We start from the raw sequence: 13,721 nt of genomic DNA, 5'->3' as shown, positions 1-13,721 counted from the left end.
ATATTACTTGTTATTTGGATGTTTGTATCAGTACTACTTTTGCATTATCCGCTCCGGCAGTTTTTTTTCTAAAATCCCTATATGCTTTGTATTTTTCCTTAGGATATAAACCCTTTTTCACAAAAAGGCTTCTTTTATAATGTATGGTTTTACCATCCTCACTGGGTTGCACCGACATGCTATAGGCGCCAAATTCATTCTCTATTTCCTCCATGTTAGGTATGGCTTCTATGGTATAACCTTCGGGTAAGGTAATATTGAATTCATCCTCATCTAAAAAACCTCGCTGCACTTCAAAAGGTAATTTCCTATTTCTATATCGATTGGGGACGTTGTCATTTTTATTAAAAGCGTTTACAGCAAACAGCATTCTTTCCCCACTTTTAGACCCATAACTGGCAGCCTTTAGCTTTACTTTTTCTGTAAACCTTATGGTATCCCTATCGTTTTGAAACTGAAACTCCTGTACCTCCAAATTGTTAATGTTGTGCCAGTACTTTTTATAGCGTTTTATTACTTCATTTTTTGGGAGTTCTTCCCAGGAAAATCTATTGTCATATTGCACGCCTGTAGAATTAATAGCGACCTCCCCATAAATATCGCCTTCCGAGGTTAAACTATAGACACCTTCGGTATGCTGATAGTTCTCTTGGTCTATATAGGCAACGGTCTTAACGATTTCTCCGCCATTGGGCTTCACTACCAGTACTTTTCTATCGTCGGTAAAATCTCCTACAAAACCAAAAGGATGTATTTGAGACGTACAGTCTATCCAATAATATTGGCTTTGGTATGGAATAGCCAAGATAACGTGGTTTCCTTGTATCAAATCCGGAAAGTCATCATCAAAATCTACCTTATCGCCACCAGCCTGCACCACAACATAGTGCGAACTTACCCCAATGGCTTCCAATAATGCCTTGGTATAATTGGACAACCCTTTGCAATCTCCATATTTAACACGATCCACATCGATAGCACTTATAGGTTGAAACCCGCCTATACCTATCTGAACGCTAATATATCTTGTATTGTCCTGGACGTATTTATAAATAATTTTTGCCTTCTCTAAATCGTCCTCAACACCCTTTACCATGGACTTTGCCATTAATACCGTTGCTTCGGAAAGATCTGTCCGTCCTTTTAGTAGATTAGCATCTACCCAAGCACCAAGATCCTCCCAGGTATCAACATTACCGTCATATCCCTTATAATGAAAATTTTTTAACCGAGCGGACAACCGAGGTGTTAAGGATTTAAATCCCGGACAAAGGTCTTCTCTTTTTATAGCTGTTATATTCTCTGCATAATATCTAATTCTGTTTGGGTATTCCTTTTTTGAAATGGTGGAGTTGGCAAAGTTGTGCTCTTTTATCACGGGTTTTAACTCCTTTTTGTCATAGCTTATCTCATACACACTTTTTTCTACGCTAGACAGATAGCCAGACATAAAGTACCAAGAAGGAAAAGCACCTGTATCAGTAGATTCCATTTCATAAGTAAATACTAAGGTATAGGGGTATTGTGTGGGTGTGTATTTATAATTAAGTAACCTGTCATCCGTATATAGTGAAAATCCATCGGCAGCACTTAAATCCTGAAAATCTTTTCTTTTTATGTGTTTTGTCTCGTTGCCAAACGCATCGTAGACATAAGCCTCTATCTTTTTAATTTTATTCTCCTTATCGTAATATGCCCTAGTTCTGGCATACGGATTACCAAGTTTATTAAGTACGGTTACCGCCTGTTTTACGGTATAGGTCATATGTCTGTTAGATACCAAATGGATTTTCATCTCATCCAATCTAACAACGGCATTGGCATTTTCTTTTAGACTTTTATCAATTAGAAGTGAGCTGTAGGAAGGCTCCTGGGCAGTGGATAGATTACTCAAAAAAAGAATAATCATTAGGCATTGTAGGCGTATCATTATTTGGTCAGGTCATTGAATTGTAAAGCAAACATCGTAAATTTCTTACACCTAAGTGTATAAAAAACGATGAAATTCGTTATTCTCTGTTCTTTGTATCTATGATAATGGTAACTGGCCCATCGTTAACCAAGCCAACTTTCATATCTGCCCCAAAAATTCCCGTTCCTACCTTTTTACCAAGTTTAACCTCTAAGTTTTTTACAAAGTTTTCGTATATGGGAACCGCAACGCCTGGTTTTGCGGCCTTTATATAGGAAGGGCGGTTCCCTTTCTTTGTGCTCGCGTGAAGTGTAAATTGACTAACAACAATGGCATCACCCCCTACCTCTAAAAGTGATTTGTTCATAACTCCATCATCGTCATTAAAGATTCTTAGGTTTACAATTTTTCTGACCAACCATTCCAAATCCTCGTCGCTATCCGCATCTTCAATGCCCAAAAGAATTAACAGTCCCATTTCAATGCTCGAAACATTATTTCTCGCCACGGTGACACTTGCTTTGGAAACTCTTTGAACTACCGCTTTCATTTATTTTTCATTATAAATATCTACCCGATAATTCTCTTCTTCCCCAGTTACCATTTGCACATAGCTTCTATAACGGCTCCAGGCCACTTCGTCCTTTTCCAGGGCATCCTTAACAGCACATTGCGGTTCATCTAAATGAAGGCAATTGTTGAATTTACATTCATTTTTTAGTTTAAAAAATTCGGGGAAATAATCCCCGATTTCCTCTTTTTCCATATCTACAATACCAAATCCCTTAATACCAGGGGTATCAATGATTCTTGCATCAAAGTCTAGATCGTGCATTTCGGCAAAAGTAGTCGTGTGCTGCCCTTGAAAATGTTGCTGGGATATTTGAGCCGTTTTTATATCGAGTTTTGGATAGATAAAATTGATCAGTGTAGATTTACCTACACCCGAATGACCAGAGAACATACTGGTTTTGCCTACCATCAACTGTTTTACCTTGTCCACATGCTTGCCAGTTTTTGCTGAGATACCAATACATTGGTAGCCTATTTTCCGATATATCGCCGCCAGGTACTTTATTTCTACAAGTTCCTCGGCATTATAGGTATCTATCTTGTTAAACAACAAGATTGCGGGTATTTCATAAGCCTCCGAAGTAACCAAAAATCGATCTATAAAACTGGTGAAAGTGGTAGGGTTGTTCAATGTGATCATTAGGAATACCTGATCTAGATTGGCGGCAATTATATGAGTCTGTTTTGAAAGGTTGACAGATTTTCTGATGATATAATTCTGTCTATCCAGTATATCGGTAATTACCCCCACTTCCTCATCCCCAACTCTTTCTACCTTAAACTTCACCTTATCCCCAACGGCAATAGGATTAGTACTCTTTATACCTTTAATTCTAAATTTGCCCTTTATTCTACATTCATAAAAGCCATCATTGGGCACCTTAACGGTGTACCAGCTTCCTGTACTTTTATAAACGGTTCCTTGCATTTACGTATCGATATCTTTGCAAAGAAACAACAATCCTTTTATACTAACCACTATCTTTGTTCGTTGAATAGTCTATTAACAACAACAAAACATTAAATCATGAAAAAAGTATTATTTATCGCTTTGCTTGCCGTAATGACCACTGTTGATGTAAGCGCGCAACAGTTTAAGGTAATTACCAGTGTAGAATCTATTGTACCAAACGGACTTGGAAGGTCTAGGATAATCAGCGCATTGGAAGACAAGGATTATAAGGAGTACTCTAGTATTCAGACAGAAGACGATAATACAAGAAATAAATCCAAAAGGGGTGAAATCCGAGTTAAGAACTTCGAAGAAACAAAACTTTTGAACTTCTATAATATTGGTGGTATCCGTTTTCAGAACATAGCTGCAAACGATGCTTTGATTACTTCAAAAATTAATACCATGGTATCCGAAGGATGGGAACTTGCCTTTGTAACAAGTGCCGTGGAAAGTGAAGGCGGTAAAGGAGATGGAAAAGGCATCTTTATCACCCGCTATATCTTTAAGAAATAGTTTTAAGGTAAATTAGACCAAATAAAAAACCCGGTCAATGGCCGGGTTTTTTATTTGGAAGTACCTAATGAACTAATCTTCCATATAAATTCTTCCGCCTGCAAATGTTTTTTTGTTTACCTCTCCGGGGTTGCCATAGACATAGACGTCACCGCCCGCAGTAACGTTAATATCTACTTTATCCGAAGCATGCAGTTCGGCCTCTCCGCCGGCTGATATTTTAATACTCGAAACTTGGGTCTTTAGCTCCTTACCTTCAAAAATACCTCCAGTGTTAAGCACAATTATTTGGTCTTTGGCCAAACCCGATGCCTCTACTATTCCACCACTAACGGCTCTAATCTCGGCATGTGCCACGTTCATTCCTATCTTAATACGGGCTCCTTCCTGAGCGCGTAACTGAATGCGATCTTTTTCTACCGTTTCATTGCAAACGATTTTGGCGCCTTCATTTCCGTCAATAATGTCTATATCTATATAGTGGACTTCTACTAAAGTATGCTCTCCGGTAAATTTTTTATCGAGTTGCATCCTTAGTTTTAAGGTGCCATTTTTGTTTTCCCACTTAATATCATCCACATTACGTCCTTTGATCAAAATTTTGTTTTCATCGGATTTGATCAGATTAACTTCAATAAGATCAAAGACCTTAATTTCATTAAAATCGCCAACACTTTTATCAATAATTCGTTGGGAGAATACATTTGTGGCCAGCAGTAGTATACAAAGAGTAGCTAGTCTTTTCATTTTCGTTGTGCTTTTGTTTTAATTAAAGATAACACAAAAGGTATTTTGTTACAGTTGAAAATAAAATAAAACCCCAGTGTATACCGGGGTTTTATTAAGCTATCCTTTTAGTATTTTCTCTTGATGGTTTATAGATTCCTGGTGAATGGCCTTGAACATGCGTAAAACAAATTCTTCGCTTAACCCCCTAGATTCTCCTTCCAAGATCATTTTTCCTAAAATAGCGTTCCATCTATTGGTCTGCAGCACTGCTACGTTCTTTTGTTTCTTTAGATGCCCTATACCATCGGAAACTTTCATTCTTTTCCCCATAGTCTCTATCAACTGGTTATCTATAATGTCTATTTGTGCCCTAAGATTACTTAGTTTGCTATTATATTCGGCTTCCTCATCGGTTTCTTTTCTAATTTTAAGATCTTCCATAATCTGTACTAGGCGTTGGGGGGTAACTTGTTGTGCGGCATCGCTCCAAGCATTATCCGGGTCATAGTGCGTTTCTATCATCAGTCCATCAAAATTTAGGTCCAATGCCGTTTGCGAAACATCAAAGATCATATCTCTTTTACCTGTAATATGGGAAGGGTCGTTAATAAGAGGTAAATCGGGAAATTTGGTCTGCAGTTCAATGGCCAATTGCCACTCTGGAATGTTTCGGTATTTACTCTTTTCATAGGTAGAAAATCCCCTGTGTATTACTCCCAGTTTTTTGATATTTGCCGTATGTAGTCTTTCAATGGCGCCCAACCATAAGGGTAAATCCGGGTTAACCGGGTTTTTTACCAGCACAATCTTGTCCGTTCCCTCAAGGGCATCGGCAATTTCCTGCACAATAAAAGGGCTTACTGTAGAACGTGCGCCTATCCAAAGTAAATCTATGTCGTGCTCCAATGCCAAGTCTACATGGGCCCTATTGGCTACTTCTGTCGCGGTTTTTAATCCGGTCTCTTCTTTTACTTTTTGCAACCACTTTAGCCCCAAAGCACCAACACCTTCAAAATTTCCTGGTCTGGTTCTGGGTTTCCAAATACCAGCTCGGTAGTAGTTAACATCGGTATCCTTAAGTTCGTGTGCTATCTTTAGTACCTGCTCTTCCGTTTCCGCACTGCATGGCCCTGCAATTACCAAGGGATGGTCTAACCCTAAATCATCTAACCAACCCCTCATTTGTTTTGAATTTTTCACTCTTTTAATTTTTGTAATTATTAATTTGTTCTTAGTGTTTATTAAGCGGTATTCCTTTTAATATTTCTTTTATTTTATTGGTGTTGCTCATTTCTTTGTAAACGCCTTCAAAGTTGTCCTCCAAAAGCATTTGTTTAAAAACCTCCAGATTTCGAATATACTCCTCTAGGGTTTCTACAACATTTTGTTTGTTCTGTTCAAAAATGGGTGTCCACATGGCCGGAGAGCTTTTTGCCAACCGTACGGTACTCTCAAAACCACTTCCCGCCATGTCAAAAATATCGCGTTCGTTCTTTTCTTTTTCAATTACCGTTTTTCCCAACATAAAAGAACTTATATGTGATAAATGAGAAACGTAGGCAATGTGCTTATCATGCGCCTCCGGATTCATATAACTTATCCTCATTCCCAATTGGCGAAACAGTTCTAACGCTTTTTCCTGTAATTTAAAGGCGGTCTTTTCTATTTCACAGATGATGTTGGTCTTGCCATCGAACAAACCTGGTATGGCTGCGGAAGGTCCCGAAAATTCTGTACCTGCAATAGGATGACAAGCTAAAAAATTTCTTCTTTTTCCGTGATTGGCAACTACTTTGCAAATCAGCGACTTTGTGGAACCTGCATCCAAAACAAGAGCATCATCATGAACTCTGTCCAGTATTTTGGGCAGCTCTTTTACAAGTACGTCTACCGGTATGCTAACAATGACCATATCCGCCGTGGAGAGTTCCTCATAGGTAGATTTTTGATCTATTAGCCCTAACGCCAGTGCCTCATCCAAGTGAGCTTCATTGGCATCAATACCATATATCCGGACATTTGAATCTAACTGCTTTATATCCTTGGCCATTGAGCCTCCAATAAGTCCGATACCGATTACAAATACATTCATTGCCGTTTAATCCTTTAAAACCTATTTATTGCCTCTTTAATCTTATCCTCGGTGACGCATAGCGAAAACCTAATATATCCCTCTCCATTGTCTCCAAATATGGTGCCCGGAGCTATAAAAATATCCTTTTGGGACAGTACATCGTCTATAAACTCTTCTGAAGAAGGAGCTCCTGATGGTAATTTGGCCCAAACAAACATCCCGGCCGCATTTTTGTCATACGTACAATCCAAGGTGTCGGCCAAACGGAACATCAGTTCTCTTCTAGATTGGTACACCTCATTCAATTCCTTATACCAGGTGTTACTACTCTGCAATGCGGCCACAGCTCCTTTTTGTATACCGTAGAACATTCCAGAATCCATATTGCTTTTTACCTTCAGTATGGCATTTATATGTGCTGCGCTACCTAAAGCCATACCTACGCGCCAACCTGCCATGTTAAATGTTTTGCTTAAAGAATTAAGTTCCAAGGCTACTTCTTTAGCACCTGCTAATTCCAAAATACTCAGTGGATTGTTGCATAACACAAAGCTATAGGGGTTATCGTTTACCAATAAGATATCGTTGGCCTTTGCAAATTGTATAAGCTTCGTTAGCTGGCCCTTATTTGCGGTAGCACCGGTAGGCATATGTGGATAACTTATCCACATTAGTTTTACTTTGGACAAGTCTTGTGTCTGTAACGCAGTGAGATCGGGAAACCATGAATTCTCATGACGAAGGTCGTATAGCTTAGGTACCGCACCGACCAAATTAGTAACCGATGTATAAGTGGGGTAACCCGGATTTGGTATCAATACCTCGTCACCCGCATTTAAAAAAGCCATACTGATGTGCATAATGCCTTCCTTAGAGCCCATTAATGGAAGTATTTCGCTATCTGGGGACAATACCACATCAAACTGTTTATTATAAAACTCGGATATGGCCTTGCGAAGCTCCGGCAATCCTTGGTAACTCTGATATTGATGAGCACCATTGTCCGTCACCGCCTCTTTTATTGCCTTTATTACATTTGGTGAAGGCACCAGATCCGGACTACCGATACCCATATTAATGATAGGCTTGCCTGCATCCACTAAAGACCTTACTTCCCTCAATTTTTTGGAGAAATAGTATTCTTGTACGGTATTTAACCTATCTGCGGTGATTATCATAGTCTTGCATTTTTATATTCCCCCAACACCTTAAAATCTTCTGACATTATTTGCAATAAGGATTTTGCTTTTTCAAAATAATCGTACTGGTCAAAGGTTACATCTACAAAAAAGGCATATTTCCAAGGAGTCTCAATGATAGGGAGCGACTGTATTTTGGTAAGATTTAAATTGCAATCGCTCATTACGTTCAACACGGTGGCCAGACTGCCCCTTTTATGATCCGTAACGAAACGCAAGGAAGCCTTGTTGATTTCCGATAACGGTAACACCTTATTTTGTGTCTTTACAATGATAAATCTTGTGGCATTGTTCTTTATGGTCTGAATTTCCGGGGCAATAACATCTAACCCGTAAAGCGCTGCCGCTACGGCAGGTGCTATAGCGGCAACTCCCTTCAATTTAAGTTCATGGATCCTCTTTGCGGTCTCCGCGGTATCCACATCTTCCACCAACTTTATATGTGGATGTTTTTTTAAAAAGACTTTGCACTGCAAGAGCGCCATAGGGTGAGACCGCACTTCTTCAATGTCGGCAATGGTCTGCCCCTTTAAAGCCATTAGGTTATGGTGAATATTGAGATAATGCTCCCCAATAATATGTAGATTATTGTGGTAAACCAGTGCATAATTTGGAATGATGGAGCCTGCAATGGAATTCTCAATGGCCATAACACCTTTATCCACGGATTTATCCAAAAGTTTATCTACCAAGGTGTCAAAAGACAAACACTCGGCTAACTCAACGGTATCCCCGAAATACTCTTTCACCACCTGATGGTGGTTAGATCCCCGAATTCCTTGTATAGCTATTTTTAAACCCATGTTGTAATACAGCTCCTGTTTCCTATTCTTTATTTTTAGAATTTTATCCAAAAAAAAAGTTCCGGTTTTCACGGAACTTCACTCTATATATATTTTTAAAATATGCTAGAACAGTTCCGTACCTCTCTTAAAAAAGAAGTAAAAATAAAAACCGTTCCAGAAATATTGCTTTGTCATTTTCTTTTAAAACTTTGGCTAAGGTAATTATTAAATTTAAAAATCAAATTTTCTCCGTTTATTTTTTTGGATTTTTTGAATTATCACCGAATCTTTGAGGATTTATTTTTGAAAATGTAGTTCTGCTAAGAATAATATATTGATTGCAATGACTTCTTATTTGTTTATTTTTGATAAAAATCTGATTCAATGTCCATAACGGTAAAACAAATTACTAAGGTTTTCGGTACTCAAAAGGCTTTGGACAACGTTTCCTTTGACATAAAAAAAGGGGAAGTTGTAGGTTTTTTGGGGCCCAATGGCGCAGGCAAATCCACCATGATGAAGATACTAACTTCGTATAGCAAGGCAGATGAAGGTGAGGCCATTGTAAATTCGTTCAATGTGTTATCGGAAAAAAGAAACGTACAAAAAAGTATTGGGTATTTACCAGAGCACAATCCATTGTACTTGGACATGTACGTTAAGGAGTATTTAACCTTCAATGCCAATGTATATAAAGTAGATAAGAACCGTATTAACGAGGTAATTGAACAAACGGGTCTAACCCCCGAAGCCCATAAGCCAATAAGTGCCCTTTCCAAGGGGTACAGACAACGTGTTGGATTAGCTGCAGCGCTTTTGCACAATCCTGAAGTACTTATTTTGGATGAACCCACTACGGGTTTGGATCCTAATCAATTGTTGGAAATTAGAAAGTTGATAAGGAATATCGGAAAAGAAAAGACCATATTGCTGTCCACACATATCATGAAGGAAGTAGAAGCTGTATGTGACCGTGTATTGATAATCAACAAGGGAGTTTTAGTAGCCGATAAGGGCCTTTCGGATCTTCGCAACGAAGAAAGCCAGATCATTGAGGTAGAGTTTGATTACAGGGTAGAAGAAGTATTGCTACAGCAAATAGCGCATGTTACAACAGTAAAAAATATGGGGGGATTTGTTTACGAGATTACCTTCGACACTCAAAAAGATATGCGCCCCGTAATTTTTGACTTTGCCCATGACAACAAATTGAAAACCCTACAGCTGGCCCGAAAGAACAAAAATTTAGAAATTTTATTTTCTGAGCTTACCCAGTAATTAGTGCAGATTTTTCTAAAAACCGCACCCGTAACTACTCTGACAAAAACTTTCGAATATCGTTAGATAGCTTTATAAAATCTGGTTCGTGTGTGTACATCATATGCCCCGCTTCATAGTAGGTAAAAGTTACCCTTTCCCCAACGATGGCATTTCTGGCAAAAGTATATTCCGCATCGAAAAAAGGTGTTATAAGGTCGTAGTAACCACTGGCTACCAATACCTTCATATCGGTATTTCGACGCATACAAGTCCCTAATTGCCTTGCCACGTTTACAGGGGTAGGTTCCCAGTATTGTCCGTCAGCGACTGTCCGCCACCGCCATTTGGAACCAATTTCGTCATTTGATGTTAAGTAGGGCCTATCCATACTTATCTTTAATGCAGATGCGTAATAATGATTTAAAGCAGCAGTGTAAGCACCACTTATTTGGTAGGAGGCTGCATCGCCCAGATGGGGACTTTCAGAGACATCGTCCGCTTCGTCACCCATAAACCTACCATCCAATCGTCCAATTGCAAGTCCTTTATCTGCCAATAATTGTTTTTGAAAACGATGCATTAACACCCTAAGGTTAGATTTTAGGATATATCCCTTGTCCAGACCAATAAAGTATGCAAGCTTTTCAGCAATTGCATCTCTATCGGCAGCGCTCAATAAGGATCCTCTGTACAATGCCGGGGCATAAGTATCATAGGTAAAACCTCTACATTCTTCCACAAATGCCTCCAATTGCTTCCCTTGTCCGGCTTTTTTATGGTACCATGCCGTAGCTGCCATACTGGGTAAATACGTAAGGTAAGAGGTAATATTATCGTGTATGGAGGTAGATCCGTCGTAATCCAAGGCTTGGGAAATAAGGATCAATCCGTTTAAGGCCATATTTTGCCCGCCTCCTTCCAAATCATTGGCTACTGCTGCAGCCCTGGTGGTCCCAAAACTTTCGCCCGCAATATATTTTGGGGAGAACCAACGTTTATTTTCGGTAATCCATTGTCTCATAAATTTGGCTATGGAAGCGGCATCCTCATTTAACCCCCAATAATCTTCTACTTTTCCCTTCCCAATGACTTTGCTATAACCTGTGCCTATGGGGTCAATGAAAACCAGGTCTGTGAGATCCAAAAGTCCATTTTTGTTGTCTACTAAGGGATAAGGTGCTGCACCGTCATCTTTTTGCGCATCTGAGTTTACTTTTACAATTTGAGGCCCAAACATCCCCATATGGAGCCAAACCGAAGCAGATCCGGGGCCACCATTAAAAACGAAGGTCACAGGTCTCTTTGTCGGATCTGTAACGCCTTCTTGGGTATAGGCCACAGACCAAAGAGAAGCTACAGGTTCACCGCTTGCATCCTTTAAATAAGTTTCGCGTGCCGTGGCTTTATATCGTATAGATTTCCCAGAAAAGGTTGCCTGATGGTTGGTTACAAACGATTTTGCTTCCGGAACCGGTTTGGTAGTTTTCTCTTTCTCTTGGGCGGTTAACGGAACCACATTTAAAAGTAATAGGGTAATAAGGAATTTATATAATACTTTCATACGCTTTGCACTAGATTTCATTGGTTATTGTTTGTACAGTTGGATACGGTTCCCCTATCTGCAAATTTTGAGATGATACCCCAAATGCCACTATAGTAAACGGTAAAATAAAATAGTTTTTCATAGGCCAATGGAATGGTCAGAACTATAACTTACGAGACCGTATTGATAATCAGCCAAAAGTAAGGAATTTTTCCTACGTTTATTTAGGGCTTGTTGAATTTTATTGTTGAGCTGATCAGTCCTAAGAATGCATCATTTTGGACACCATTTCCTTCATCGACTTTGCTGCCAAATACGCCGTTATTTCCTGAAAATCCCGTGTTGGGTTATATTCTACGATATCGGCACCAACAACCTCCGCATCTAAATTCTGAATTAGCCCCAAGACCTGTCTGGATGATAGCCCTCCGGGTTCTATATGAGAAACCCCAGGGGCAAAGGCCGGATCAAAGGCATCCATATCCAGCGAAATATATAAAGGGTTTTTAAAACTTTTTATTTTAGTCAGATCCAAATTCCTCATTTGATGAATTTCCACGCCATATTTTTCTGCTTGTTCAGACTGATGGGTGTTTAGCGTTCTTATCCCTACTTGCACCAATCTGGCAGCCAAATTTTGCTCCATAATACGGGCAAAAGGGCAAGCATGCGAGTATTTATCGCCATTAAAACTATCATAGAGATCAGAATGGGCGTCTATATGCAGTATGTCCAATTTAGGATAGACTTCTTGGTGTGCCTTAATGAGCGGAAAAGTAATGGAATGGTCACCTCCTAAAGTCAGCATCTTCCCGCCCAAATCCAAGTTGGTCTTGGTAATCGTTTCTATTTCAAAATAATCGCCAATCTCAAAATCCCCTTTATCAATGAACAAGGTATTGGTAATAATAGTCCCATCTTCCGCGGCCATATTGGAAGAATCACTGTACAGCGCTTTCCTAATAATTGCCGGTGCTTTGGCCGGACCCCTGAGAAAGGACGATTTTTCATCAAACTTTATTCCCTGAAGTATAATTTTGTTCTTTTCTGACATGGTTATTAAAAATAGCGCTTATTATAATAACTAATCCAAATTCTTGGTAACAAGACAGTAATTTTGGATAATCAATTACCGTCTTTTTTGGTTGTATGTTCCGAAATAATACAGGCAAGCACCTTATCCAATTCTTGCTGTATCTTGGCATCGGAGCAGTTTGTTAAAATGGCACAGACCAAACGTTCCTTGGGAAATATAAAGAAATTGGAATAGGCTCCCACGCTATTGCCAATGTGCCCATAGTACTTTGCTCCCAGAGAAGGTAAGCTGCTTACCTGCCAACCTAAACCGTAATACGTGGGTATACCCTTAATATTTTGAGACTGTAAAAACTGATTGAGAACAAGGGGGTTGTTAAATTGATCCTCCAGAATTGCTTGTCCAAAATTGGCGATATCATCACTAGTTGATAGAAAACCTCCTCCCGCCAGCTTATAAAAATTATTTACTGTCACGGCCTCCTTAAACCCAAGTTGGTTTTTGGTATAAAACTTGGCTTTACTCTTCACGTGCTGCCCTTCAATCTCGGGAAAAGTATGATTGAGTTTCAACGGTTGAAGTACATTGTCTTTTACATATGTTTCAAAAGGAACACCGGATGCTTCTTGCATCGCCAATGAAATTAAAGACCAACCGTAACTATTATAAAGATAATCGGTGCCCGGTTCAAAGTGCAGGTCATCGTCCTTAAAAACGGAAATCCCTTCTTTAATAGAAAAGGGTTTGTTAAGTGCATATTCCTTTCCCCTATATGTTCTTATCCCTGCGGTATGCCCTGCCAATTGCCTTATACTGAAATCGTATTTCTTTCTTGGATAATAGGGAACATAATTATAAAAGGACGCGTCTAAATCTATTAGTCCATCCTTAACCATATGGGCCAAGGCGGTAGCTGCAATGGGCTTTGATACACTTGCAATCCTGAAAATGGTACTTTTGGGATCAACTCGTTTTTTATGCTCCAAATCTGCATAGCCAAATCCTTTTTGAAAAATTGTGGAGCCTTCTTTTTTTACAGTAATGGCCAATCCTGGAATTTGATTTGTAGCGATCAAATTGTGAAGTTTGGCATTCGCTTTTTCCAAACCACCAAGACCTTCCAAGGGTTTTATTTTCAAGGA

Annotated in this window: 13 protein-coding genes; 2 read left to right on the top strand and 11 right to left on the bottom strand. The window is 39.3% G+C overall.

Annotated features, from left to right (window positions below; genetic code table 11):
- Window positions 1–10 precede the first annotated feature (10 nt).
- From ACEQ81_RS07540 to rsgA, 3 genes are all read right to left on the bottom strand, one after another.
- Window positions 11–1,909, bottom strand: a complete 1,899-nt coding sequence (locus ACEQ81_RS07540; protein ID WP_411030238.1) for a DUF3857 domain-containing protein — start codon at window positions 1,907–1,909, stop codon at window positions 11–13.
- A gap of 100 nt (window positions 1,910–2,009) precedes the next feature.
- Entirely contained in the window at window positions 2,010–2,462 is a 453-nt protein-coding gene (gene dtd, locus ACEQ81_RS07535; protein WP_411030237.1) for a D-aminoacyl-tRNA deacylase, read from the bottom strand.
- Entirely contained in the window at window positions 2,463–3,413 is a 951-nt protein-coding gene (gene rsgA / locus ACEQ81_RS07530; protein ID WP_411030236.1) for a ribosome small subunit-dependent GTPase A, read from the bottom strand.
- Between the two features lie 99 nt (window positions 3,414–3,512).
- On the opposite strand from rsgA, the gene ACEQ81_RS07525 reads away from it, so the two are divergent.
- Complete coding sequence (locus tag ACEQ81_RS07525; RefSeq protein WP_411030235.1) at window positions 3,513–3,953, top strand: hypothetical protein; 441 nt, start codon at window positions 3,513–3,515, stop codon at window positions 3,951–3,953.
- Window positions 3,954–4,025: 72 nt separating this feature from the next.
- Here ACEQ81_RS07525 and ACEQ81_RS07520 read toward each other — a convergent pair whose 3' ends face one another.
- The 5 genes from ACEQ81_RS07520 to ACEQ81_RS07500 all read right to left on the bottom strand — a co-directional run bounded on the left by ACEQ81_RS07520 (window position 4,026) and on the right by ACEQ81_RS07500 (window position 8,758).
- The gene (locus ACEQ81_RS07520) at window positions 4,026–4,700 is read right to left on the bottom strand and encodes a head GIN domain-containing protein (protein ID WP_411030234.1); all 675 of its coding nucleotides are present in this window, start codon (window positions 4,698–4,700) and stop codon (window positions 4,026–4,028) included.
- Between the two features lie 99 nt (window positions 4,701–4,799).
- Complete coding sequence (locus ACEQ81_RS07515; RefSeq protein WP_411030233.1) at window positions 4,800–5,882, bottom strand: chorismate mutase; 1,083 nt, start codon at window positions 5,880–5,882, stop codon at window positions 4,800–4,802.
- A 31-nt stretch (window positions 5,883–5,913) separates the two neighbouring features.
- A complete protein-coding gene (locus tag ACEQ81_RS07510; protein WP_411030232.1) occupies window positions 5,914–6,774 on the bottom strand; it encodes a prephenate dehydrogenase in 861 nt (286 codons plus the stop codon).
- A gap of 14 nt (window positions 6,775–6,788) precedes the next feature.
- Window positions 6,789–7,934 (bottom strand): pyridoxal phosphate-dependent aminotransferase, encoded by a 1,146-nt coding sequence (locus ACEQ81_RS07505; RefSeq protein WP_411030231.1) that lies wholly within the window; start codon window positions 7,932–7,934, stop codon window positions 6,789–6,791.
- The gene (locus ACEQ81_RS07500; RefSeq protein WP_411030382.1) at window positions 7,931–8,758 is read right to left on the bottom strand and encodes a prephenate dehydratase; all 828 of its coding nucleotides are present in this window, start codon (window positions 8,756–8,758) and stop codon (window positions 7,931–7,933) included. Before ACEQ81_RS07500 ends, ACEQ81_RS07505 begins: the two co-directional genes overlap by 4 nt.
- A gap of 366 nt (window positions 8,759–9,124) precedes the next feature.
- On the opposite strand from ACEQ81_RS07500, the gene gldA reads away from it, so the two are divergent.
- Window positions 9,125–10,018, top strand: coding sequence for a gliding motility-associated ABC transporter ATP-binding subunit GldA (gene gldA / locus ACEQ81_RS07495; protein ID WP_411030230.1), 894 nt, complete (start codon window positions 9,125–9,127; stop codon window positions 10,016–10,018).
- 34 nt (window positions 10,019–10,052) lie between these two features.
- On the opposite strand, the gene ACEQ81_RS07490 is transcribed toward gldA, so the two are convergent.
- The 3 genes from ACEQ81_RS07490 to ACEQ81_RS07480 all read right to left on the bottom strand — a co-directional run bounded on the left by ACEQ81_RS07490 (window position 10,053) and on the right by ACEQ81_RS07480 (window position 13,718).
- Window positions 10,053–11,582 (bottom strand): S10 family peptidase, encoded by a 1,530-nt coding sequence (locus tag ACEQ81_RS07490; RefSeq protein WP_411030229.1) that lies wholly within the window; start codon window positions 11,580–11,582, stop codon window positions 10,053–10,055.
- 223 nt (window positions 11,583–11,805) lie between these two features.
- Complete coding sequence (speB, locus tag ACEQ81_RS07485) at window positions 11,806–12,597, bottom strand: agmatinase (RefSeq protein ID WP_411030228.1); 792 nt, start codon at window positions 12,595–12,597, stop codon at window positions 11,806–11,808.
- A gap of 71 nt (window positions 12,598–12,668) precedes the next feature.
- A complete protein-coding gene (locus tag ACEQ81_RS07480; RefSeq protein ID WP_411030227.1) occupies window positions 12,669–13,718 on the bottom strand; it encodes a serine hydrolase domain-containing protein in 1,050 nt (349 codons plus the stop codon).
- Window positions 13,719–13,721 lie beyond the last annotated feature (3 nt).

The organism is Spongiimicrobium sp. 3-5, from assembly GCF_046557915.1.
In the GTDB taxonomy this organism is placed as follows: domain Bacteria; phylum Bacteroidota; class Bacteroidia; order Flavobacteriales; family Flavobacteriaceae; genus JBHEBG01.
Note: the sequence above shows the minus strand (reverse complement) of the source record. Positions and strands in the feature narration are given on the sequence as shown.

Coding starts and splice junctions, on each gene's coding strand:
- ACEQ81_RS07500 (WP_411030382.1), bottom strand. CDS start 8,758: ATGGGTTTAAAAATAGCTATACAAGGAATTCGGGGATCTAACCACCAT.
- speB (WP_411030228.1), bottom strand. CDS start 12,597: ATGTCAGAAAAGAACAAAATTATACTTCAGGGAATAAAGTTTGATGAA.
- ACEQ81_RS07540 (WP_411030238.1), bottom strand. CDS start 1,909: ATGATTATTCTTTTTTTGAGTAATCTATCCACTGCCCAGGAGCCTTCC.
- dtd (WP_411030237.1), bottom strand. CDS start 2,462: ATGAAAGCGGTAGTTCAAAGAGTTTCCAAAGCAAGTGTCACCGTGGCG.
- ACEQ81_RS07520 (WP_411030234.1), bottom strand. CDS start 4,700: ATGAAAAGACTAGCTACTCTTTGTATACTACTGCTGGCCACAAATGTA.
- ACEQ81_RS07510 (WP_411030232.1), bottom strand. CDS start 6,774: ATGAATGTATTTGTAATCGGTATCGGACTTATTGGAGGCTCAATGGCC.
- ACEQ81_RS07490 (WP_411030229.1), bottom strand. CDS start 11,582: ATGAAATCTAGTGCAAAGCGTATGAAAGTATTATATAAATTCCTTATT.
- gldA (WP_411030230.1), top strand. CDS start 9,125: ATGTCCATAACGGTAAAACAAATTACTAAGGTTTTCGGTACTCAAAAG.
- ACEQ81_RS07525 (WP_411030235.1), top strand. CDS start 3,513: ATGAAAAAAGTATTATTTATCGCTTTGCTTGCCGTAATGACCACTGTT.
- rsgA (WP_411030236.1), bottom strand. CDS start 3,413: ATGCAAGGAACCGTTTATAAAAGTACAGGAAGCTGGTACACCGTTAAG.
- ACEQ81_RS07505 (WP_411030231.1), bottom strand. CDS start 7,934: ATGATAATCACCGCAGATAGGTTAAATACCGTACAAGAATACTATTTC.